At 56.8% G+C, this 23328-nt stretch carries 18 protein-coding genes and 1 pseudogene; 16 read left to right on the top strand and 3 right to left on the bottom strand.

Going from position 1 to position 23328, the window contains the following annotated elements; genetic code table 11:
- Positions 1–19 precede the first annotated feature (19 nt).
- Positions 20–640 (bottom strand): hypothetical protein, encoded by a 621-nt coding sequence (locus ACWR1S_RS18240; RefSeq protein ID WP_454564457.1) that lies wholly within the window; start codon positions 638–640, stop codon positions 20–22.
- A 249-nt stretch (positions 641–889) separates the two neighbouring features.
- On the opposite strand from ACWR1S_RS18240, the pseudogene ACWR1S_RS18235 reads away from it, so the two are divergent.
- From ACWR1S_RS18235 to ACWR1S_RS18225, 3 genes and pseudogenes are all read left to right on the top strand, one after another.
- Positions 890–1138 (top strand): annotated as a pseudogene (locus ACWR1S_RS18235) (site-specific integrase); the annotation flags it as partial.
- Positions 1139–1160: 22 nt separating this feature from the next.
- On the top strand, positions 1161–1706 hold the full coding sequence (gene folE / locus ACWR1S_RS18230) for a GTP cyclohydrolase I FolE (RefSeq protein ID WP_010456659.1): 546 nt from the start codon (positions 1161–1163) through the stop codon (positions 1704–1706).
- 104 nt (positions 1707–1810) lie between these two features.
- Positions 1811–2182 (top strand): glutathione S-transferase N-terminal domain-containing protein, encoded by a 372-nt coding sequence (locus ACWR1S_RS18225; protein WP_454564456.1) that lies wholly within the window; start codon positions 1811–1813, stop codon positions 2180–2182.
- 174 nt (positions 2183–2356) lie between these two features.
- On the opposite strand, the gene ACWR1S_RS18220 is transcribed toward ACWR1S_RS18225, so the two are convergent.
- Positions 2357–3523, bottom strand: a complete 1167-nt coding sequence (locus tag ACWR1S_RS18220) for an aminotransferase-like domain-containing protein (protein ID WP_454564455.1) — start codon at positions 3521–3523, stop codon at positions 2357–2359.
- Between the two features lie 82 nt (positions 3524–3605).
- Here ACWR1S_RS18220 and ACWR1S_RS18215 point away from each other — a divergent pair, with 82 nt between their 5' ends.
- The 8 genes from ACWR1S_RS18215 to ACWR1S_RS18180 all read left to right on the top strand — a co-directional run bounded on the left by ACWR1S_RS18215 (position 3606) and on the right by ACWR1S_RS18180 (position 17882).
- Positions 3606–4052: a MarR family winged helix-turn-helix transcriptional regulator gene (locus tag ACWR1S_RS18215; RefSeq protein ID WP_454564454.1), complete on the top strand. Its 447-nt coding sequence runs from the start codon at positions 3606–3608 to the stop codon at positions 4050–4052.
- 213 nt (positions 4053–4265) lie between these two features.
- Entirely contained in the window at positions 4266–5615 is a 1350-nt protein-coding gene (locus ACWR1S_RS18210; protein WP_454564453.1) for an NCS2 family permease, read from the top strand.
- A gap of 86 nt (positions 5616–5701) precedes the next feature.
- Positions 5702–6331 (top strand): LysE family translocator, encoded by a 630-nt coding sequence (locus ACWR1S_RS18205; protein WP_454564452.1) that lies wholly within the window; start codon positions 5702–5704, stop codon positions 6329–6331.
- Between the two features lie 226 nt (positions 6332–6557).
- On the top strand, positions 6558–10085 hold the full coding sequence (locus tag ACWR1S_RS18200; protein ID WP_454564451.1) for a calcium-binding protein: 3528 nt from the start codon (positions 6558–6560) through the stop codon (positions 10083–10085).
- Positions 10086–10243: 158 nt separating this feature from the next.
- Positions 10244–12103, top strand: coding sequence for a hypothetical protein (locus tag ACWR1S_RS18195; protein WP_454564450.1), 1860 nt, complete (start codon positions 10244–10246; stop codon positions 12101–12103).
- Between the two features lie 241 nt (positions 12104–12344).
- The gene (locus tag ACWR1S_RS18190) at positions 12345–14018 is read left to right on the top strand and encodes a hypothetical protein (RefSeq protein ID WP_454564449.1); all 1674 of its coding nucleotides are present in this window, start codon (positions 12345–12347) and stop codon (positions 14016–14018) included.
- Between the two features lie 53 nt (positions 14019–14071).
- The gene (locus ACWR1S_RS18185) at positions 14072–15925 is read left to right on the top strand and encodes a hypothetical protein (RefSeq protein ID WP_454564448.1); all 1854 of its coding nucleotides are present in this window, start codon (positions 14072–14074) and stop codon (positions 15923–15925) included.
- Between the two features lie 181 nt (positions 15926–16106).
- On the top strand, positions 16107–17882 hold the full coding sequence (locus tag ACWR1S_RS18180; protein WP_454564447.1) for a hypothetical protein: 1776 nt from the start codon (positions 16107–16109) through the stop codon (positions 17880–17882).
- Between the two features lie 115 nt (positions 17883–17997).
- On the opposite strand, the gene uraH is transcribed toward ACWR1S_RS18180, so the two are convergent.
- Positions 17998–18351 carry a hydroxyisourate hydrolase gene (gene uraH, locus ACWR1S_RS18175; protein WP_008080901.1) on the bottom strand — a complete coding sequence of 118 codons (354 nt, stop codon included), beginning with the start codon at positions 18349–18351 and terminating at the stop codon, positions 17998–18000.
- A 420-nt stretch (positions 18352–18771) separates the two neighbouring features.
- Here uraH and puuE point away from each other — a divergent pair, with 420 nt between their 5' ends.
- The 5 genes from puuE (at position 18772) to ACWR1S_RS18150 (ending at position 23306) form a co-directional block, all read left to right on the top strand.
- Entirely contained in the window at positions 18772–19698 is a 927-nt protein-coding gene (puuE, locus tag ACWR1S_RS18170) for an allantoinase PuuE (RefSeq protein ID WP_095120001.1), read from the top strand.
- Positions 19695–20210 carry a 2-oxo-4-hydroxy-4-carboxy-5-ureidoimidazoline decarboxylase gene (gene uraD / locus ACWR1S_RS18165; RefSeq protein WP_454564446.1) on the top strand — a complete coding sequence of 172 codons (516 nt, stop codon included), beginning with the start codon at positions 19695–19697 and terminating at the stop codon, positions 20208–20210. Before puuE ends, uraD begins: the two co-directional genes overlap by 4 nt.
- Positions 20211–20297: 87 nt before the next feature.
- Entirely contained in the window at positions 20298–21293 is a 996-nt protein-coding gene (alc, locus tag ACWR1S_RS18160; RefSeq protein WP_095120000.1) for an allantoicase, read from the top strand.
- Positions 21294–21434: 141 nt separating this feature from the next.
- The gene (locus ACWR1S_RS18155) at positions 21435–21938 is read left to right on the top strand and encodes an ureidoglycolate lyase (RefSeq protein WP_034151759.1); all 504 of its coding nucleotides are present in this window, start codon (positions 21435–21437) and stop codon (positions 21936–21938) included.
- A gap of 51 nt (positions 21939–21989) precedes the next feature.
- Positions 21990–23306: a urate hydroxylase PuuD gene (locus ACWR1S_RS18150; RefSeq protein WP_454564445.1), complete on the top strand. Its 1317-nt coding sequence runs from the start codon at positions 21990–21992 to the stop codon at positions 23304–23306.
- Positions 23307–23328 lie beyond the last annotated feature (22 nt).

Here is a 23328-nt window from a genome sequence, read left to right as displayed (position 1 = left end):
CCGCCGCGATAGGCGGGATTCAATGAGTGACAGGCGATAGCGCATCGTTTGCTGACGATGAGGGCACATAAACTGAGTTGCTCTGCTCATGTTCCTCTTGGTGAGCCTTTTCGATGCGGTACGTAAGTTCTTCTTCAAGGTTCTCATAGTCGACGTTTTTGCCGTCCTCGTCGCGCAGCCCCCCATAGTTGAACACGACGAGATGCTTACGAAAGCCTTTGCCCTTACGCGCACTTGGCATCTTGAAAAAGATCTTCCACCGGCTGTCGTTAAAGTTCGGCAGGGTGTCAGCCTTTTCGGCAATGATATGAAGTACAGTATTGAGCTGCATCTGAGCTATTCCGCTGTACGATTCGACCTCTGTGGCTTCAATCGATGTGTAGGGGACTAACCCATCAGCATTGAAAAACCAGATGCCTTTGTCCTTGAGGATCATCAAGGTTTGCGAGCCCGCGTTGCGATTCAGCCACGCCATGCCCAAATACCATAACGAACACACCAGCAGCAGCGCAGCGATTCCATTGGACTCCATACGGAACCCCTGGATGGCCATAACCAAGAATAGAACTCCACCTAATAGAGCTCTCACAGGCACGCGGCGACGCTCGGTAAACGCCATATCATTGATTGTACTTTCCATGATTTTCCTTTGGCTAACGGGCGCGAAAATCGCATCCCGGTCATGCAAAAGGCCCTTTCGGGCCGTCGTTTTAATGAACCTTTCACTCAACATTTGTTGCCTTCCACATGCCAAGGCTCAGCCTCGACACGCAGCCGTTCTGCGGGCTCTTTACACGGTAAAGATGACCTGCGGTCCGCGATTTTACTCGATAAAATCGCTGAAGCGAGAGATCGGGTCTGGCGCTCTGGGTGTCGGTGACCGTTTCAGGCTGCGCTGATCGAATTGGGGATTCGCGCCCGCCGGCAATACAACTGCCGACACACATACGCTACCATGTGCCTCATGGCGGGTATGAACCCTGCGTTTATTGCCACTCAGCTCGGTCATAGCGTTCAGATGTTGCTATCGACTTACGCCCGATGGCTCAATTCCAGCACTGACTGGGGTGAACTCGGTAAGCTCGAAAACAGCTTGATTGGTACAAAATTGGTACAGACAGAAACAGTACCCCTCTGAAACCCTTATGGAATCAGCCCCTGTGACACTGGAACAGAACTACACCGCGATTCTCGGCCAATTGGGCGAGGACGTGTCCCGCGAGGGCCTGCTCGACACGCCAAAGCGTGCCGCCAAAGCCATGCAGTACCTCTGCCGCGGTTATGAACAGACGCTCGAAGAGGTTACCAACGGTGCCCTGTTCAGCTCCGACAACAGCGAAATGGTGTTGGTCAAGGACATCGAGTTGTACTCGTTGTGTGAACACCACCTGCTGCCGTTCATCGGCAAGGCGCACGTTGCGTACATCCCGAGCGGCAAAGTGTTGGGCCTGTCGAAGGTCGCGCGGATCGTCGACATGTACGCCCGCCGTCTGCAGATTCAGGAAAACCTCAGCCGTCAGATCGCCGACGCCGTCCAGCAAGTCACCGGCGCGCTGGGCGTTGCCGTGGTGATCGAGGCCAAGCACATGTGCATGATGATGCGCGGTGTCGAAAAGCAGAATTCGTCGATGATCACCTCGGTGATGCTCGGTGAGTTCCGTGAAAACGCCGCGACTCGCAGCGAGTTTCTCAGCCTGATCAAGTAATTCGCAGCACGAAAAAAACCGGCATTCATCGCCGGTTTTTTTTCGCCCGGGAAAAATCGGGTAAGCTGCGCGCCTTTCTCAATCTGCACCGTGAGGCTTTCAACGTGTTCGTCAAAGCGCTTCGTGTCGGCCTCGGCCAACTGGTTATCTTCATCGACTTCATCACCCGTCCGGGCAAGAAAAAACGCCCCGCCGCTGCTCAGACTCAGGTCGATGCAGCCGCGAAGGATCTGACGCTGTATCAGTTCCACGCCTGCCCGTTCTGTGTGAAAACCCGCCGTACTCTGCGTCGTCTGAATGTGCCGGTAGCACTGAAAGATGCGAAGAATAATGAGCAGGATCGTCAGGCCCTGCTGGAACAGGGTGGCCGTATCAAGGTGCCTTGCCTGCGCATTGAAGAGAATGGCCAGACCACCTGGATGTATGAGTCCAAGGTGATTATTGATTATCTGGACAAGCGCTTCGCTGCGGTCTGATGATTATGTGGTGGGCTGATTGACGCCTTCGCGAGCAGGCTCGCGCCCACCCTTTGGAATGCATTTCCACTGTGGGAGCGAGCCTGCTCGCGAAGAGGCCCGCACAGACACAGCAAATTCCAGACAAAAATAAACCGACCCTTGAGCCAGGCCCTTGAGCCGGTTTATTTGTTTTCACGCCGCTTTATCGATCTGCGCCTGACGCACCACCGCCGCCAATCGCTTCAACCCTTCATCCAGCCGCGCCGGATCAATGTGGCTGAAATTCAAGCGCAAATGCCCGTGATGCTTATCCGGATCCGGAAAGAACGGCTCGCCCGGCATAAACGCCACATCATTGGCCAACGCCTCGTTCAACAACGTTCGCGTATCCAGCGGCTGCTTCAGCGTCAGCCAGAAAAACAACCCACCCTGCGGCATGTTCCAATCCGCCAGATCAGCAAAATGCGTTTCCAGCACCGCTTGAAAGGCATCCCGCCGCTGTCGATAGAAGCCGCGCAACGCACTCAAATGCTGCTGATACTTTTCAGTACCGATCCACTGCAACGCCTGCCATTGACCGATGCGATTGGTGTGCAGATCCGCTGATTGCTTGAGTTTGAGCAAGTGCGGAAACAGATCGGGACTGGCGATCAGATAGCCGACACGCAAACCCGGCAGCAAGGTTTTCGACACGGTGCCGGTGTAGATCCAGCTGGATTTCTGCAGGCGCCCGGCAATCGGCTTGGCGCTGCCGCCATCGAAAGTCAGTTCGCGGTAAGGCTCATCTTCGATCAGCGTGACGCCAAACTCGTCGAGCAAAGCCGCTACCGCTGCACGCTTTTCTTCGCTGTAGCGCACGGCGGAAGGGTTCTGGAATGTGGGAATCAAGTAGATGAACGCCGGTCGATGCTGCTTCAGACGCTCGCGCAACTGCGCCAGGTTCGGGCCGTCAGACTCCTGCGGCACGGTCAGGCAATCGGCGCCGAACAGCTGGAATATCTGTAGTGCGGCCAGATAAGTCGGTGCCTCCAGCAAAATTTCCGTGCCCTTGTCGATGTACAGCTTGGCTGCCAGATCGAGGGTCTGCTGGGAACCGCTGACCACCAATACCTGACTCGCCTGACATTCCAGCCCAAGCGCCCTCGCCTCCGCCGCCAACGCTTCGCGCAACGCCGGCTCGCCTTCGCTCATGCCGTACTGACCAAGCGACAGCGGCATTTCAGCCCATTCGACTTTGGGCAACATGGCCTCGGCCGGCAAACCGCCAGCGAACGACATCACCTCAGGGCGCTGAGCGGCAGCGAGGATTTCACGGATCAAAGAACTTTTAAGGCGCGAGACACGTTCGGAAAAAGCCATGGAAGTCACCGATAGCGAGGCGTGTGAAAAATGAGTCAAACTGGTTGACTGAAACTACGACAGCTTGAGTGAGTACGTCAATATGCTTGACCTTAAAAACCCTGCAAGCCAACAACAGGCCATGGAAGCGTTTTTCTTTGGCTATCAGGCGTTCACCGCCAAGGCTGACGAAATGCTGGAACGCCGCGGCCTCTCTCGAGTGCATCAGCGCATTGTATTTTTCATCGCGCGTTACCCGAATTTGAGTGTGAAGGAATTGCTGGGATTGCTCGGGGTGAGCAAGCAGGCGTTGAACATGCCGTTGCGGCAGTTGCAGGAGATGCACCTGGTCGACAGCGTGGCGTCGCAAGCTGACAAGCGTAAGCGGCTGCTGGAGTTGACGGCGGAAGGCGCGAAGTTTGAGCAGGCCCTGCGGCGTGAGCAGGTGAAGCTGCTGGAGCGGGTGTTTGCCGAAGCTGGGGAGGCGGCGGTGAATGGCTGGTTGGCGGTGAATCTGGCATTGGGCAAAAGTCAGACGGCTCTCGATTGAAGGGCCGGCACAGGCGATATATCCCTATCGACGGAACTTTCGTAAACAAAACCAAAAACAATATTTGCTTTATTTGTACACAAAAGCATAATCCACAGCGTGCGAGTTCCTGACCGCATGGTCAACAAATTCGCGTATGCCTCAAAGGGCCGCTGCCACCCCTCATGGGTCCGGCCCTGGAAATAACAATAAAACTCTTGAGGAGTACTCGCTGTGGAAAGCCGCAAATCCGAAGCATCGACGCTGGACCTCTCGCCACCATTACGCAGTGGTCTGCTGGAACGTCTGTTTAAACTCAGCTTGCACGGCACCACGGTGAAGACCGAGCTGATTGCCGGTCTGACAACCTTCATCACCATGGCTTACATCATCTTCGTCAACCCGAACATCATGGCCGATGCCGGGATTGACCACGGTGCAGCCTTCGTCGCCACCTGTATCGCCGCGGCGTTGGGCTGCCTGTTGATGGGTCTGTACGCCAACTGGCCGGTCGGTCTGGCGCCGGGCATGGGCCTCAACGCGTTTTTCACCTACACCGTGGTCGGCACCATGGGCTACAACTGGGAAACCGCGCTCGGTGCGGTGTTTGTCTCCGGTGTGCTGTTCATGATCCTGACCTTCTCGCGGATTCGTGAGTGGCTGCTCAACAGTATTCCGGTCAGCCTGCGCTTTGCGATGGGTGCCGGCGTGGGGTTATTCCTTGGTCTGATCGGCCTGAAAACCGCAGGCATCGTCGTCGATAGCCCGGCGACCCTGATCAAACTCGGTTCCCTGCGTGAGCCTGGCCCGCTGCTCGCCGCCATCTGCTTCCTGATGATCGCGATCCTCAGCTATCACAAAGTGTTCGGCGCGATCCTCATCAGCATCATCACCGTGACCCTGGCCGGTTGGGGCCTGGGCATCGTGCATTACGAAGGAATCATGTCGCCCCCGCCGAGTCTGGCACCAACCTTTATGGCGATGAACGTCGCCGGCGTGTTCAACGTCAGCATGATCAGTGTGGTCCTGGCCTTCCTCTTTGTGCACATGTTTGACACCGCCGGCACCCTGATGGGCGTGGCCCAGCGCGCCAATCTGGTCAACGCTGACGGCCGTATCGAAAACCTCTCCCGCGCCATGAAAGCCGACAGTGCCTCCAGCGTGTTTGGCGCCGTGGTCGGTGTGCCTCCAGTCACAAGCTATGTAGAAAGTGCTGCCGGCGTGGCCGCTGGTGGTCGGACTGGTCTTACCGCCGTCACCGTAGGTGTGCTATTTATAGCGGCAATGTTTTTCGCACCGCTGGCCGGCATGATTCCCGCTTACGCCACCGCCGGTGCACTGATCTACGTGGCAATGCTGATGATGGGCGGCATGGCCCACATCGAGTGGGACGAAGCCACTGATGCGATCCCGGCGATTGTTACCGCAATCATGATGCCGCTGACCTTCTCGGTCGCTGACGGCATCGCGCTGGGCTTCATCACCTACGTGGCGTTGAAGGCCGGTACCGGCAAGTACAAGGAAATCTCCGTCAGCCTGTGGGTGCTCTGCGCGATCTTTATCGCCAAGTTCATCTTCCTGTAAGCGCTACGCGGTTCAGGTTTCAAACAGCCTCACCCTGGCGGGTGGGGCTTTTGTGCATCTTGATAACAATAGAAAGGAGCGAAACGATGATTCTGGAAACCTGGCTGCTGTTCAGCGGCGCTGCACTGGTGGTGATCCTCATTCCGGGACCACTGTCGTTGCTGATGATCAGCAACAGTCTGAATTACGGATTGCGCCGCTCCTATCCTGCGTTTCTTGGTGGTGTTACGGCGTCGATCTGTTTGCTCAGCGCTTCGGCATTGGGGCTGGGTGCCTTGTTGCTGGCTTCCGAACAGTTGTTCAGTGCCCTGAAAATAGTCGGCGGGCTGTACCTGTTCTACCTCGCCTGGCAAAGCTGGCAGCAGTCGCGCCAGCCATCGGTTGGCGCAGTCGTACCACAAGCCGCAGCCGTTCCACGCTTTCGCGCCTTGTTCGGACGCGCGTTTGTACTGGGCGCGAGCAATCCGAAAGACATCCTGTTTTTTGCTGCGTTTCTGCCGCAATTCCTCAGTGCCGAGCAACCCTTCCTCCCCCAGTTGCTGGTGATGATCACCACTTGGACCCTGTTGGATCTGCTGTGCAAACTGGCTTATGGCCTTGGCGCCCATGGCGCTGCGCGCTATCTGCGTAGCGGTAAAGGCCAGAGTTGGTTCAACCGGATCAGCGCCGGGCTGTTCGGTGGTGCCGGCGCTGCAGCGCTTTTGAGTAACCACTGAAACATTAGAAGCGTTACTTTGAATGACAAGTCTTCAGTTGCCCATTCCCTGATTTGAACGACTCAAGTCAACGAATGGGCACTGTTTCAGCCATTGAATTCCCCCACCCGACATCACTGGCCTGACGTGCAATACACCGCAACAACCCGCTGATGTACATCCCGCAAAATCCCCCCGTACTATCCCCTTCGGTTTAACCACATCCCGCCAGAACAAGGAAGTTCATATGGCCACGCTTATCAGCGAAGCATCGGTACTCATTGATCCCGTCGTGATCACTGACATGCGCCTTGAAAAAAACGAAACAACTGCTTCAACGCTGGATATAAAAAACAACCTTGATAACACCCCGGATCCGCAGATCAAACGTAAAGTCGAGCAGTTGAGAATCAACGACTCGATATTTGGCCCGTTGCAATTTGGCGATGTATCGATAACACGGGTTGCTCTGGATGCCCTGGGCGCGACCTTTGATAATCAGCCGTTAAATGGCAAGAACACGTTCTTCCGAGCCCCCAGGCGCTCATTTACCAACGCATTGCAATTCAGCGCAATCAATATTGAGCACCATATAAAAGTCTCTACCGACAGCGACAGCTATCTGTTGCCGACGCTCCTTTTCGAAATGGCTAGCCGGCGTCCGATAACGGCCCCCGGCATGATCAGAGAAAGCCTCGAAGTCGATACTGCCACCGGCAACTATCGCAACAAGTTGGTGAAACTTCTAAATTCCGCACAAAAACTCGATCTGACTCATGCTCATCTGCCGAAAAACAACCGACGCTGGGTGGAATTGACAAAAAGCTACTCCACGCTTGGCTCAAGTGTCGGCATCCAGGGCTTCGGCATTTTCATGGGAATGCGCGGTGTCGTCGATGCGATCAAAGCCAACAACAGGGCTGAAGTAGTCATCAACAGCGTTGGTATTGCATCGGAACTGGGCTCCATCGCGGTTGACATCACTGTCAGCAAGATCGCGACCGAAATGCTCACCGCCGGTCAAACCGCCTTCAGGGACTTTGCCAAAACCCGATTCGCCCTGAGACTGGGCCGCTCCGGCGGTTTGATCGGTGGCGCTCTGACTTTGCCATTCGACATTTTCACCGCAATCAGATCCTTCAGAGCCGCCGACAATACAACCGGCAAGGAAGCGATGGATCACTACATCAGCGCCGGTTTGAGCGTCACCAGTGCGGCCATGACCGTCATTCTCGGCGCAGCCGCCATGGCCGGGTTCTCGTTCGCCGGCCCCGTGGGACTCGCGGCCGGGGCCATCCTGGCCATCGGGTCACAAGTCTATGGTGCTGTGCGCGTCGTCGATGACATCGATGATTACATCGAACTGACCCTCGATGAGCGTTGGCGTACCGGCTGGTTCTCGTTCTGCATGATGGACATCGACCAGGACATTCAGGATCGCTACAACGCGGCCAAAACCCGACTTCAGCACTCGGCCCAGTTGCGGGAAACGGCCCGACGATTGTTGGACGGGCCACTGAAGGACAGCACCGAAGCCATCGTCCATGGCGAGTTTGAAGTGTTTCTTCAACCCACCCAGGTCTGGACGCGTAATTGGTGGACCAAGCAAGACAGTTGGAAAACCGTGAATGTCCCACAAACAAGAGGGACTGACGACGTCATTGATGCGCGCGATGGCGTCACCAAGGACACACCTGGTGCAGTGTTGGGAACTACTGCGCAAAACAAGGGTGTTCTGTGGTTGATCGGTGAGGGTCGCGACTCGATCAAGGGCGTGGAGAAAAAGCCCAACACCTTTCATTTTCGCTCAGGGAAGAAAGAGCTGAGCGGCGGTGAAAAAGACGACCGGTTCGTGTTCGAAAATGCCGGCGCTCTTCTTCGCGATGGCGTCCCTGTGTCGGAGTTTTCGACGTTGCGGGGCGGTGCTGGCAACGACACGCTGGCACTCGATGGCTATTACCACCGCCACAGCAAGAACAAAGCGGGATATGACATCGACCTGTTGGCGCAGACCCTGCAAACAATCACTGCTGACCCTGCTGCCGACAACGGCGAAAAATACGCCTTTCACAGTTTTCTGGAAGGAATCGAAAATACTGAAACCCTAAGCGGTGCTTCGAGTGTCGTAACAGGCAACGATGCCAACAACCTCATCAATTCGCGCGGCAAAGACAGGATCAATGCGGGGGCAGGCGACGATCAGATTCACCTGCTGCACCCGGGTGCAACTGCATCGGGGGAGGCCGGTGTCGATGAGTACTTCATCGCCCACTACGAAGGCCATACATCCATTCATGAAGACGGAGCCCAGGCTAGCATTATCGTATTGAAATGGCGCGAGGAGCTGATTGAAAGCTGGATCATCAAGAACAACGACTTGATCATCACTTCCCGCTTTTACTTTAATGATTGGCCCAAGAGCGTGCTGACTCTACATGACGTTTATGTACAGAACGCAGAGGCACGGCAACTCAAAAACAGCCAACTGACGTTTCTTACCCTCGACGGTTATATATTCAAACCAGTTCTTCCCGAAAAAATAACCAACGATGAAGACCTGCTCATCAGACCCATTCCTGTAAAAAAAGGCCAACCGGCAAAGGCAACCATTCTCTATGCGGCGGATTGCTGGATCAGGCATCAGCAGGATGTACGTTACTTCCTTCCGCGATCAGGTCAAAACATCCAATTCTATTCAGTCGAACGTGCCAACGCCGTGACCACGCTTTATCTGGATTACGCCAGCACTGAACTGACAAAAGCCGAAGCTCATTTCATTGCACGGCAAGGGGAAAAAAATCAGGAACTGTTCGCCGGGTGTGATCTCACCTACCACTTCGCAGAGAAGACACTGACGCTAAAATACTTTGCCGGCGCACGGGGAGGAAACGACCCGCAAAACATTATAAAAATCCTGCGGACCATGGCCATTCGTACCCATCACAAATACGTTCTGGTATTCAACGATGGTGTTGCCATGAATGCCGGACTGACACCAGAGACGGATGTGCCCCCTGCCGACGGCAACTACCCCACTTATTCGTTCAAGCAATGGACAACCCGTATCAACTTGCCATTGAAGCCTCGAACAGCCGAGTTTCCTTATGAACTGCCGACAAATGAGGCGCACGAACTCGGCAGCAAAAACGGATGCGCGATGCTCACGTCCTTGCCGGGGCAAACCGCCATGGAAAGTCTGGAAGGTGCAGGTGCGACCTACCTGATCCATCTTGTCGCCGATATGACATTCAAGATCTCTACTCCGGGCGCTTTGGCCAACGCCCTCGTCCGACTGCCCTATTCTTCAACCTGGGAGCTCGACGCCACTGGCTTGGGCAAGGTCGCGATCACCCTGGAGAACAACCAACTGTACATCGGTACCTGCATCATCCATTTGCCGGTTTACGAAAGCGAAGACCTGATTGATCAGGTGCGCGTCATTACCGAAAAAGGTGTCGTACATACCGTCGACCTGTCCTTCGACCGGATTTACCTGGACGGCCTTGATGCACGCTATTTCGAAGAACCCGACGCGGCCAAAACCTTGCCGGAAGCCTTGTCCTCAATGACAGACAAAACGTTGAAGGTCAGGAATATCACCATGATCGACAATGCCCATGATCCGGTGAGCTACAGCTTTGCCGCGCACGGCTGGATTCTGCGCAACGATAAATCCCGCGTTGAGTATTCGCAATTGCGGGTGATCAACCGATGCAGCCATCAAGACCAATACATCTTTACGCCCCGCCCCTTGATCAATGTGCCCCCCGCCTGACGCTGCACACATCAGGAACGATTTGCGCACTTCGAAGTTGAAATAACCAACTTCTCCATCACCTCTACATCCCGGATACGCCGGGATGTAGACCCGTACGCCTGAAACACGGCGAGACGCTTCCATGCGCTCGAACTTCTCCCCATGAGTAACTTCCAATGGCCAAACCGCCCAAAAAAGTGTCTGTGACCGCCGCAGCCGATACCACCGTGACCACCAGAGCCGAGCAATCGAATCCGGGTTACCGCTTTATCGGCAATACGCCTGACGCCTCACGCGTCGACTCAACAACGTCATCTTCCGCACTTGGCACTGCCACCGAGCCCGTTCCGCGCCAACCTGCAATCATCGTCAGCGAAATGCCCGGCAGCAGTGGCACGACCTACAGCGCCGCACAGCGTGTCACCGCCTGGCCCGAGACTCGCCTGAACGAACTGACGCCGATCGGAGAAAACACCGGACTGTTCATCGGGCCGGATCAACTCACCTACGCGCAGATCGGTAACGAAGGCCGATTCATCGTCGAGCAGGATCTGCACGGCAACTATTACGTCCCTCTGACCTTCTCGCCCGGCATACCCGGCCCGGTGGTGACAAGGGTCGGGGGCGAAGCGAGTTGGCGGATCGAGCACCCCGACTGGCAGCCCCGGCAGAGCGCGCGCGGTACACCTGCAGTGCCGCGAACACCGGTCTACCTTTCGTCCAGTGACGCGAGCACGCTGACCAAAGCAGACCTGGCAACCGGCGCAATACGTTACAACAAACTCAAGCAAACCTTTATCGATACGGCCGACGGCACGGTCATGGTGCGCAGAAACCAGAACGGCGAGTACCAGCAAGCCTTCGCGACGACCAGCCTCTCACCCGATGTATTTTTCGAACACATTCCCGGCAGCCTGCTCTGGCGGCAAAAAACAGCGGCCAACACACTTGGCGAACCCGCCGTCACGGAGCGTACGCGCCCCACCGCCGAGCCCGACGACGTCACCCCCGGCCCGAGCAAGCGACCAAGGCTTGACGAGTCCACGACACTGCTGCAATCGAACGACGCAACACTGGCTACAGCGGAGCCAACACCGTTCTTCTGGCTGTCGTGGGGCCAATTGAACAAGCCTGCAGAGGATTCTATCCAGCTCGGCTGGCTCCACTACCCCATCGTGCCCGTCGGTTCCAACCCTGCTCCCAAACTCTTCTTTGTGCAACATCCGGACTTTGCGCCAAGCCGCTTCGATGCATTCGAAAACATGCTGCAGACCGCCCCTTCACTGCAGCCAGTCGCCACGTTTCGCATCGGCAGTGACCCGGGAGAAATACGCCCCGGCAAACGGTTTTTCGAAAAGCCCCTGACCCGTTCCGTTGCCGAGGCCTTTCCGGATTTTTCCGATTTCACCGCGCGCGCGGTGGCGAGAAAACTGTTTGAAGTCTCGGACCACTCACCGGTTATAACAGGGACCGGACTGATACAAATTCAAGCTGTCCTGCATCAATGGAAGCAAAAACCGTTTCCTGCCACGCCGGTTTACGCCGACCCGCTGAACATGCTCACGATCGCGCCATCCATCGATCTACAAGGCAAAAAAATCATCCCCTTGCCTGCTCAGACAGAGGGCAATCTGCAACGACTCATCTTCGATCCGCAGCGTTTTTCCCTCGAGTGGAAGCACTACAAAACCTACCCGACCGATCTGAACCTCAGACGACTGCTCGGCGCCCTGCTGATTCGCGCTGGGTACGATCTTTATCCGCTGACGCACGAGCATCGCAAACCTACCCTGGTGTTCAAGCGCGACAATCATGATCAAGTGTTTTTTTTGAAACTGGGCTCGGTCGAACATGTCGGCCTGACTCATGCCTCGGGCAATGAGCTGGTTGAGCCCGGTCTGCCAGACCGTATCGGCAAGGACGCGTTTCTGGCGTTGATGAGCGCGCAAGCCAGGAACAAGGTGGTCTGGTTGATCGGTGGAGTGCTCAAAGTGCAGTCCGAACCGGATTCGGTGTTCATGCTCAGAGAGCGTTAAGCCCCGTTGTGACGCTCATCGTCAATTGACCGGTGCTGGCGCCTTTAAACACCGTGCAACAGCTTGTCGCCTTCGACTAGCGGTGCAATACATATGTACCGCACCCAACGACGTTTTTTTGCCGAACATCACGCCTTTGAAGCCGATGGGCCAGACAACCTCGGTGCCGCACAACGACTGATCGGTGTGCGGCACGATTTCCTGGTCCTTTGACTTATCAGCACTTCATCGGAGCAAATCAATGGCAAAGCCCCCCAAGAAAATCCCGCGTCAGGCTTCACCGCAACCGCCTCAGGCATCGCCGGATTCGGTGCCCAGTCCACACGTTGAAACGGTGCATTTCGACCCGGACACGACAACGGCAAATCCGCTGGCTTCATCTTTGTCGCAAGTTTTGCCGCCGACTGCTTCCCAACGTTCCACGGTCATCATCAGTCATGCGCAAAACCGAGAAGCACTGGCGCAAGCGAGCGTATCGCGCACGGCCGAGTGGGTGAGGCGGCACTCGATCGATACCGAACCCTTTGCACAAGCTGGCACGTCGAGGGATGAAAGCGTCTCGCACCCGGTCTTTATCAACCCCGAATCGGCAAACCAGCTCAAGTTACAGGCAGGCACCGAGGAAGGTTTGCGATACGACAAGCGCAAGAAGGCCTACGTCGAAATGCCGGGCGGATTTGTCATGGTGAGCAAAACCGCAGACGGCTGGCGACAGACCCATGCCGGGGAAGCGAGCCCTACGGGGGCAAGCGTTGAACAAATCCCCGGGACAATGCTCTGGCGTGAAGTCGAGACGCCGCAACCACGCCCGCAAACGCCGTCCCCCGCAACAGTAGAGGTGATCGCAGGACCCAGCAGGCATGCCCCGTTACCCGACGAACGCAGCGCCCTGGCAGACGCAAGCACGCTGGCCAGCAATCTTTTGTCTCAACAGTCCAGCGCACTGGACCTTTCCGCGGGCCAATGGAAGAACTGGGGAAAAGCTGCAAGGCCAGAGTCCGGCGAATCGATAGAAATCGACGGCAAGCACTATTCGATCGTCCCGCAAAGTATTCAACCCGATACCGGTCTTGTGTACTTGCAACACCCTGGATTTGCTCCGGAGCGCTTTGACGCTTTCGAAAACATGTTGCGCAACGAACCTTCGCGCCAGCCGAAATGGGCACTCAAACGCGATGGCCAATGGAGGGTTCTGGACAATCATCCACCGTTCGAAATGTCTGTCACCCAATACGTTGCCACCGCGTTCAGCTATCTGTCGGCGCAGTCGGCCAGCAACCTCGCCAGAGCGTTGTTCGATCGTGTCGCGTTACCTCAGGGTGTGAATGCACAAGGTCTTTCAGTGATGGCACTGACCTTCCGCCATTGGCTGGATCGGGAAAGTCACCAGGCACTCTTGCACCCACTGTCAGACCCTTTGGTCATGCTGCCGGTATTGCCTCCGCCGGCCGGTGGTCTGGCACGGGGAGGATTGCTTACCCTGCCTTCCGCCGACTCCAGCCTGCTACAGCGCCTGGACCTTGATTCGACACACTTCGCACAGGAGTGGGCCGCTTATGCCGCAGCCCCCACGGCTGGCGCCATGCGCGAATTATTCAAGACAGTCCTGCAGCGCAACGGCTACACCATCAATCCGACCTCACGTCAGCTCAGAGAAGGTGCGTTGATCTTTCATCGCCCCGGCGTTGCTGCTGTCTTCGTGCTGAAGCTGCCGCCCATTGTCGCCAACCAGGTGCCGCGTACCACGGCGCCGGGCTCGGAGTTTCGCGATCCCGACTTCCAGTCGCGACTCAGCGCAGAGCAGCAACAACGTCTTGAGCGCGATCTGAGCCGCACCGAAATCATCTACCTGATCGGCGGCGTTCAGCAGCTATCCGCTGACCATTCGACGTTGTTCATTGTCAGGGAAGGTTGACTCGCTAAAAACCGCAAATCGACTGCCGCCACCTTCCAACAGCGAGACACATAATGGCCAAGCCACCGAAACGTATGGCCGGGACACCCGTGCCCGAAGCCCCACCGCCTGCAGCAAACTCTGCCAGCAGCTCTCGAAGACTGCCGGGCGAAAACCAGCCCGGCGCAGACTCATCCACCGCTTTGGCGGATACACCCCCGCAACAGCCCTCGGTGCAAGTCAGCGCAATACCTGGCACTGCGCTGTCAGCACTGGCCGCTCTACGCTCGATTACCTGGCCAGCGGATCAAGTGCATTTACTGCAGCGCCTGGATGCCGACAGCGGACTGTTCTCCAGTCCCGATGGCAAGTTGTATGCCCATGTTGAAAATGAAGGGCATCTGTTGGTCGAAAGCCGTGGCGATGGCCGCTACCAGATCCCGTTCAGTTTCGCCCCGCACTTGCCTGGCCCCTTCCTGGTGAAAACGGAGCGTCAGGCCCTATGGACATTTGAACGCCCAAGCTGGCTTGCGCATAACCCGGACCACGAGCAGCGACATGCGATTGCTGAGCGACCAATGCCGGAGCAACCTGTCTACCTTGCGCCAGAAGCTGCGGCCCTGCTTTCGCCAGCACTGCAAACCGCTGACGGATTGCGGTATGACAAACATCGCAAAACCTATATCGACACACCTGACGGAACGGTCATGGTGCGCAGAAACGCTGACGGTCACTATCAGCAGGCCTTTGCAGGCGTACGCAAGGCTTTGCCAATCGTATTCGAACAGATTGTCGGTACACGGCTCTGGCGTCTTAAAGAGGAATCAGACCCGCCATTACCGGGACCTTCACACAAGCGCAAAGCTTCGACCGACAGCCCCGAATCTGCGCCCGGCCCGAGCAAACGAACGCCTCAGGAAGAAGCCACAGATCCGACTCAGGCCCTGACTGAAAGCCTGCTTTCCGCCAATCCCGAAGCGATCAATCTGAGTTACGGGTTATGGCGAAACTGGGGGCGAAAGGTTCCTCCCCAACTCGGCCAGCACATCGAAATCGATGGGCAATACTTTCGGATCATGCAACAGCATCCCGGACCGAACCCGAGACTCGTCTATCTGTTGCACCCTTTGTTTTCGCCGACCTTGTATGACACCTTCGAATACATGTTGCGCGACAGTCCGGCCTTGCAACCAAGGTGGGCGATCAAGCGCAATGATCAATGGACGGTTCTCGACAACATCGTGCCATTCGAGAAGCCGATCACTCAGTACATCTCAACAACCTTCAAGTACCTGTCGGATCAATCGGTCGGCGCGCTCGGCCGCGCCATGTTCAACCAGGCCAACCGCTCCGAGATCATCAACGGCCATGGTCTGGCCCTGCTCAATCAAGTGTTTCGCTTCTGGGCAAACAGGCAGCTTCGCCGCGCCCCACCGCGAGAACTGAGTGATCCGCTGCTGATGCTACGCAAGGCTGACGAACCTTCAGACACGCTCGCCATCCCTTCCTCGCTGGGTGAAGGCTTGATGCGCCTGGATTTTGATCCCGGGCGGTTCTCTCGACACTGGAACGAGTACGCCGCGGCGCGGACAACGCCCGACTTGCACAGGCTGTTCAGCAGGCTCCTGGAAGATGACGGTTACCAAGTGAACGCCACTGCTCAACCGCTGGGCGACGACGCATTGCTGTTTCATCGAAAGAAGATCGACCAGGTATTCGTGCTGAGACTGCCACCGCTTAGCAACGGCAGGCTCAAACGCGTGAAGGCGGAAAATTTTGAGTTCAGTGACAGCCAACTGCGAACCCTCATCACCGAGCAAAAGTCACTGTCCACGTACCGCGCAGAACACAAGGTCATTTACCTGCTCGGAGGGACTCAAACCGATGTGCTAGGGCAGACAACGCTATTTGTGATCAGAGATCAGTAATCAACCAGCGATCAAACAAGACAGTGAGCAATGTAACCATGACCCACGCTGAGACATTTCAATGATAAAACCGACAAAAACCACCGTTCGCCCCGCTTCGTCCAGTACTTCCACGACCACCCGAGTCGACGCTGATACTGGCGCGGGCGCCGTCAGAAATAGCGCAAATCCAGAGTCACTGATGCCTGGTCAGAATCCACAGCCGGCCACTTCAACTTCACTACCGCCAAGAACCGATGTTGTCGACGAGCCACGCGTGGTGGTGAGCTACATCTCCGATCCGGTCATTACCGAGGCCAATGCCAGGCTGGCAGAGATTGCGCTGCCAGGATTGCAAACCCACTTGCTGCAACCACACGATGCCGTCGACGGGTTGTACATTGCGCCAAGCGGTCAGACCTATGCTCATCTGGAGGAAGGCCGTTATTACCGCGTGGAACTCAACGCCGAGGGGAACTACCAGATTCCCTGGCCCGCCGCGCCGGGTGTGACACCGCCGATTCTGAAAAAAATCCCGGGACAATCACGTTGGCGCATCGAGGCACAGTGGTACGCAAGCGAGTCAGCACAGGTAAGCCTGTTCATGCCCCGACTGACCGCCGAAGAACCGCTGGCGATTTTCCACGTCGATCCAAACCTGGCAACGCTTCTCCCCGCCGCACATGAATCCGTTGACGGCATTCGAAAGGGCCCCCGTGGAAAAAACTACGTCGACCTCGCCGATGGCACTGTCATGGTTCGCCTAAACGAACAAGGTGAATACAAACTGGCCAGTGCGACAACGATGAACGTGCCCGACATATCGCTTGAACAGACTCCCGGGCAATCGGTATGGCGGCGCAAACTGCAGAGCAACAGCCATGCACAACAGGATCCGCAGCCAGGTACCTCTCGCGACATCACCCAAGCAGACGAGTCTGGTCCAGGTCCAGCTAAACGGCGTCGACTGCCCGCCAACAGTCATTCCCTTGATCCGTTCGAACTCATACGCATCAGTGAGCTCTGGCAACAATGGGGAAGCGCCACAAAACCGTTAACCGGTCACTCCATCGAAATCGGCGGCAAGCACTTTTCCATTGTTGAGCAGCCAACCCATGCCGTTGACGCCCTGGCCTTTATCAAGCCTCCGCAGTTTTCTGCCACTCATTTCGATGCTTTCGAACAGTTGCTGCTGACCACGCCAGAGTTACAACCCAGGGGCGTGGTGAAGTTGGCGGACAGATGGACGGGAGAAGACAGTGGCGCATGGAAAATTGTCGAGGGTCTGCCCTTTGAAAAAAGCCTTACTCAACATGTCAGCGATCAGTTCACCTACCTTTCTGATCACTCTGCAAACAAAGTCGCGCGGGAAATGTTCAGCCGGGCCAATCAATCCGATGAAATAACAGGGCCCGGGATCCATGCCTTGTTCGAGACGTTCAAGAAGTGGGGTAATCGCTTTACGTCCGATGGTGATCACAGGTTCACTCGTCAAGACCTGAGCGACCCGCTGATGCTCCTTTCGCCGCTTGCAACTGACGCCAATGGCAACATGCAGATGCCGCTACCGTCCGCTGAAGGCCTGCAAAGAATCGACTTCAATCCGAAACTGTTTTTCGGTTCGCAATATCGGAGGCAGCGCCAATCCACGCGATCGCTTTTCAAAGATCTTCTTCGCGGGCACGGCTACTCCATTACCCATGATTTTGGCGTCAATCTGGGGAATGCTCTATTGATCAAACGATTGGGTGTTGACGCTATTTTCATCATGTTTATGGACAGAGTTCATAACAATACTGTTCTGCTCCCTGATCCGATGACATGGCTCAAAAAAAAGGCACTCGTCAATAAAATGGACGCTCACGTCAAAGACGACCTCAGAGAGCATTTCCACAGCAACAAGATCATTTATCTGTTGGGCACCAACGAGCGTCTACCCACTCACGAAGACAACCTTATCATCACCCGACACAGCTAAATGACCCTGCAGATCATCAAGCCGCAGAAATAAAAAAAGCCCGCAGTGTGGGCGGGCGAAAGACCAAAGAAGCTATATGCGCAGTCGCTTCCCGGTGGGGGCAGCTGCTTGGGGGTCAGCTGCCCCGGTACGTGGAATAGCTGTACGGCGAAATCAGCAATGGCACATGGTAGTGATCCTGTTCGGCAGAGATGCCGAAGCGCAGCACAACCACGTCCAGAAAGGCCGGTTCCGGCAACTGCACGCCACGGGCGCGGTAGTAATCGCCCGCATGGAACTGAACCTGATAAACCCCGGTACGATAATCATCGCCCTGCAGCAGCGGTGCATCGACCCGGCCATCGCTGTTGGTGACGGCACTGGCGACCAATTCCAGTTGCGAACCTTCAACGCGGTACAGCTCGACCTTGATCGAACTGCCCGGGCAACCGTGTGCAGCGTCCAAAACGTGTGTAGTCAAACGTCCCATTGATTCTGCGCGCCTGCCTGCGTGGAGCAGTCAGACTTCGCGCCTCCCGAAGTCAGTTGAAAAGGAGACCGCACCGATTCGGAGCACGAAAAGTTGCGGCGAGCGACTGATTAAGACACTTTTCAAAAAAATTGTACACAATAAAAACGACATTTTTCACACCAACCCCGCCATTCGGGGGTTTCCCCGCGTTCTGCCAGCAACACGCCTATTCATTGAACCTCTTATCCATTAGCTGACTGGTCAGGCAGGTTTCTTGCAGGCTCACGCCATTAACAGTAAAAGATGACAGTCGGTGAAAAATGCGAAAATTCAGGCTTACAAATTGCGAATAAAGTTGTATACAATCAGCCCATCGCTGTGACGCCAGCCTGCCAGGCCGCCACACCCATCTGTCAACGAATAAGAAGGAAGACTGCAGTGAGCGCTGACTACCCACGCGACCTGATCGGTTACGGCAGTAACCCTCCTCACCCACACTGGCCGGGCAATGCCCGCATCGCCCTGTCGTTCGTACTCAATTACGAAGAAGGCGGCGAGCGCAACATTCTGCACGGCGACAAAGAATCCGAAGCCTTCCTGTCCGAGATGGTTGCCGCTCAGCCGCTGCAAGGCGCGCGCAACATGAGCATGGAATCGCTTTACGAGTATGGCAGCCGTGCCGGCGTCTGGCGGATCCTGAAACTGTTCAAGGAATTCGACATTCCGCTGACCATCTTCGCCGTCGCCATGGCCGCTCAGCGCCACCCGGATGTGATCCGTGCGATGGTCGATGCCGGTCACGAAATCTGCAGCCACGGCTACCGCTGGATCGACTACCAGTACATGGACGAAGCGCAGGAACGCGAGCACATGCTCGAAGCGATCCGCGTCCTCACCGAAATCACCGGCGAGCGCCCACTGGGCTGGTACACCGGCCGCACCGGTCCGAACACTCGTCGCCTGGTGATGGAAGAAGGTGGTTTCCTCTACGACTGCGACACCTACGACGATGACCTGCCCTACTGGGAACCGAACAACCCGACCGGCAAGCCGCATCTGGTGATCCCGTACACCCTCGACACCAACGACATGCGCTTCACCCAGGTGCAGGGTTTCAACAAGGGTGACGACTTCTTCGAATACCTCAAAGACGCGTTCGACGTGCTCTACGCCGAAGGCGCTGAAGCACCGAAAATGCTCTCGATCGGTCTGCACTGCCGCCTGATCGGCCGTCCGGGTCGCATCGCTTCGCTCAAACGCTTTATCGAATACGCCAAAAGTCATGAACAGGTGTGGTTCAGCCGCCGCGTCGATATCGCGCGTCACTGGCATGAAACCCAGCCGTACCAAGGGGCCGCCCAATGAGCCGCTTTCAAACCCTGCAACCGTCGAGCCTGAGCCGCGACGCCTTCGTCAAAGCTTTCGCCGACATCTACGAACATTCGCCATGGGTGGCCGAGAAGGCCTACGACCTCGGCGCGGACGCTTCGATCGACGAGATCGAAACCCTGCACCAGCGCATGAGCGACATCCTGTTGAGCGCCGATCACGCCAGTCAGCTGGAACTGATCAACGCTCACCCGGACCTGGCCGGCAAAGCGGCCGTCCAGGGCCAACTGACCGAAGCCAGCACCAATGAACAGGCTGGCGCCGGTATTCACCAATGCACGGCCGAAGAGTTCCAGCGCTTCACCGAGCTGAACGACGCCTACAAAGCCAAGTTCAAGTTTCCCTTCATCATGGCGGTAAAAGGCAGCAACCGGCATCAGATCCTCGCGGCGTTCGAAACGCGCATTCACAACTCGCAAGACACCGAGTTCAAATGCGCGCTGGCGGAGATCAACAAGATTGCCCTGTTCCGTTTACTGACTCTTTAGCAAGCCTGACCCGAGTGCATCAGACGCGGAGAGTACCCAGGGTCTTGCAAGCATCCCCAGCCACTTATTTAAAGGCAGACAAGAAGAATGAAAGCTTACGCCGTACCTTTCGAAAAATTCGTCAACCTGGCCGATGCCCGTCTGGGCACCAAAATCATCTCGGTCACCGATGACTGGTTCGCAGACGCCAATCGTCTGTTCCAACCGACCCCGGCCGTATGGAAGGAGGGCGTGTTCGATGACAACGGCAAGTGGATGGACGGCTGGGAATCGCGCCGCAAGCGCTTCGAAGGCTTCGACAGCGCCGTGATCCGTCTGGGTGTACCGGGCTCGATCAAAGGCGTGGACATCGACACTTCATTCTTCACCGGCAACTTCCCGCCATCGGCCTCTCTGGAAGCGTGCTTCCTGGCGTCGGGCGAGCCTGATGAAAACACCCAGTGGACTGAAGTGCTGTCGGCCGTCGAGCTGCAGGGCAACAGCCACCACTACCACGAAATCAGCAACGACCAGGCGTTCAGCCACCTGCGCTTCAACATCTACCCGGACGGCGGTGTTGCCCGTCTGCGCGTGTACGGTGTGCCGCATCGCGACTGGTCGGCGGTTGGCGACAACGAGCAAGTCGATCTGGCAGCAGCCCTGAACGGTGGCCGCGCCCTCGCCTGCTCCGACGAACACTTCGGCCGCATGAGCAACATCCTCAACCCGGGCCGTGGCATCAACATGGGCGACGGCTGGGAAACTGCACGTCGTCGCACGCCGGGCAATGACTGGGTCATCGTCGCGCTGGGTCACCCCGGCGAGATCGAGAAGATCGTCGTCGACACCCTGCACTTCAAAGGCAACTACCCGGACACCTGCTCGATCCAGGGCGCGTTCGTCAAGGGCGGTACTGACAGCCAGATCGAAACCCAGTCGCTGTTCTGGCGTGAACTGCTGCCAAGCCAGAAGCTGGAAATGCACGCCGAACACACCTTCGTCGAGCAGATCAAGGCACTGGGCCCGATCACCCACATCCGCCTGAACGTGTTCCCGGATGGTGGTGTGAGTCGCCTGCGCGTTCTCGGCAAGGTCGCTAAATAACACCGCAATGATCGTTCCCACGCTCTGCGTGGGAACGCATCACTGGACGCTCTGCGTCCGTTCTGGATGTGACGCGGAGCGTCACGGGCTGCATTCCCACGCGGAGCGTGGGAACGATCACTCAACGAAAAGAAGAACAGCATGCGCACACTAACGATTGAACCGCTGAGCAAAGAAGCCTTCGCCCCTTTCGGTGACGTCATCGAAACCGACGGCAGCGATCACTTCATGATCAACAACGGTTCGACCATGCGCTTCCACAAACTGGCGACGGTCGAAACCGCTCAGCCTGAGGACAACGCGATCATCAGCATCTTCCGCGCCGACGCGCAGGACATGCCGCTGACCGTTTGCATGCTGGAACGCCATCCGCTGGGCAGCCAGGCTTTCATTCCGCTGCTCGGCAACCCCTTTCTGATCGTGGTCGCGCCCGTTGGCGATGAACCTGTATCAGGCTTGGTCCGCGCCTTCGTCACCAACGGCAGGCAGGGCATTAATTACCATCGCGGCGTTTGGCACCATCCGGTGCTGACGATCGAAAAGCGGGATGACTTCCTGGTGGTTGATCGCAGTGGCACAGGCAATAACTGCGATGAGCATTTTTTCAAAGAGGATGAGCGTTTGATCCTCGCCCCCCACCAATAAGAGAAGGTCTGATCACTCGACAACAAGAGTGACAGGCGAGAGGTAAAGACTGTGGAAGCACATCTGTTGGAATGGCTGAACCTGAGCGTGCGCTGGGTTCACATGATTACTGGCGTGGCCTGGATCGGCGCGTCGTTCTACTTCGTCTGGCTGGAGAACAACCTCAACCGCGTCAACCCGAAAACCGGCCTGGCCGGTGATCTGTGGGCGATCCACGGTGGCGGTATCTATCACCTGGAAAAATACAAACTGGCCCCACCGTCGATGCCGGAGAACCTGCACTGGTTCAAATGGGAAGCCTACTTCACCTGGATGTCGGGTATTGCGCTGCTGTGCGTGGTGTTCTACTCCAATCCAACGCTCTACCTGCTGGCTCCGGGCAGCACCCTGAGCGGCCCTGAAGGCGTGGCCATCGGTATCGGTTCGCTGTTCCTCGGCTGGTTCATCTACTCCTTCCTGTGCGACTCGGCCCTGGGCAAACGCCCTGCTCTGCTCGGTTTCATTCTGTTCGTGCTGATCATCGGCGCGGCGTATGGCTTCAGCAAAGTGTTCAGCGGTCGTGGTGCGTACCTGCACGTCGGCGCGATCATCGGCACCATCATGGTCGGTAACGTGTTCCGCATCATCATGCCGGCACAACGTGCACTGGTCGCGGCGATTGCCGAGAACCGCACGCCGGATCCGGCGCTGCCGGCCAAAGGCTTGCTGCGTTCACGGCACAACAACTACTTCACCCTGCCGGTGCTGTTCATCATGATCAGCAACCACTTCCCGAGCACCTATGGCAGCCAGTACAACTGGTTGATCCTGGCCGGGATCGCGGTGTTGGCCGTGTTGGTGCGTCACTACTTCAACACCCGTCACGACAGCCACAAGTTTGCCTGGACCCTGCCGGTGGCAGCGGTGGGCATGATCACCCTGGCCTACGTCACCGGTCCAGCACCGATGCCGACCGCGCCGGAAGTGGCTAAAGCTCCAGCGAAAATCGAGTACCAACCGCTGCCGGAAACGGCTTTGGGCGGTGGCACGAAACCGGCTGAAGCGGCGGCACCTGCTGCACCCGCAAAAGCGCCTGCTGCAGCACCGGCGCAAGCCTCCAATGCAGGTCCTGGCTTTGACAAAGTGCACAGCGTGATTCAAGAACGCTGCGCGGTTTGCCACTCGGCCAAACCGACCAGCCCGTTGTTCAGCGCAGCGCCCGCGGGTGTGATGTTCGACACCCCTGAGCAGATCCGCCAGAACGCGGCGCGCATCCAGGCGCAAGCCATCACCTCGCAGATCATGCCACTGGGCAACATCACGCAGATGACCCAGCAGGAACGTGACCTGATCGGTGCATGGATCGCCCAGGGAGCACAGACCAACTAAGCAACAAAGCTTCGCGAGCAGG

Source organism: Pseudomonas sp. AIG (assembly GCF_977020205.1).
This window is presented reverse-complemented; position numbering and strand designations above follow the sequence as displayed.

Excerpts from the sequence above, each read along its gene's own strand:
- ACWR1S_RS18240 (WP_454564457.1), bottom strand. The coding sequence starts at position 640 with ATGGAAAGTACAATCAATGATATGGCGTTTACCGAGCGTCGCCGCGTG.
- ACWR1S_RS18220 (WP_454564455.1), bottom strand. The coding sequence starts at position 3,523 with ATGGCTTTTTCCGAACGTGTCTCGCGCCTTAAAAGTTCTTTGATCCGT.
- ACWR1S_RS18215 (WP_454564454.1), top strand. The coding sequence starts at position 3,606 with ATGCTTGACCTTAAAAACCCTGCAAGCCAACAACAGGCCATGGAAGCG.
- ACWR1S_RS18205 (WP_454564452.1), top strand. The coding sequence starts at position 5,702 with ATGATTCTGGAAACCTGGCTGCTGTTCAGCGGCGCTGCACTGGTGGTG.
- ACWR1S_RS18200 (WP_454564451.1), top strand. The coding sequence starts at position 6,558 with ATGGCCACGCTTATCAGCGAAGCATCGGTACTCATTGATCCCGTCGTG.
- ACWR1S_RS18195 (WP_454564450.1), top strand. The coding sequence starts at position 10,244 with ATGGCCAAACCGCCCAAAAAAGTGTCTGTGACCGCCGCAGCCGATACC.
- ACWR1S_RS18190 (WP_454564449.1), top strand. The coding sequence starts at position 12,345 with ATGGCAAAGCCCCCCAAGAAAATCCCGCGTCAGGCTTCACCGCAACCG.
- ACWR1S_RS18185 (WP_454564448.1), top strand. The coding sequence starts at position 14,072 with ATGGCCAAGCCACCGAAACGTATGGCCGGGACACCCGTGCCCGAAGCC.
- ACWR1S_RS18180 (WP_454564447.1), top strand. The coding sequence starts at position 16,107 with ATGCCTGGTCAGAATCCACAGCCGGCCACTTCAACTTCACTACCGCCA.
- uraH (WP_008080901.1), bottom strand. The coding sequence starts at position 18,351 with ATGGGACGTTTGACTACACACGTTTTGGACGCTGCACACGGTTGCCCG.
- uraD (WP_454564446.1), top strand. The coding sequence starts at position 19,695 with ATGAGCCGCTTTCAAACCCTGCAACCGTCGAGCCTGAGCCGCGACGCC.
- alc (WP_095120000.1), top strand. The coding sequence starts at position 20,298 with ATGAAAGCTTACGCCGTACCTTTCGAAAAATTCGTCAACCTGGCCGAT.
- ACWR1S_RS18155 (WP_034151759.1), top strand. The coding sequence starts at position 21,435 with ATGCGCACACTAACGATTGAACCGCTGAGCAAAGAAGCCTTCGCCCCT.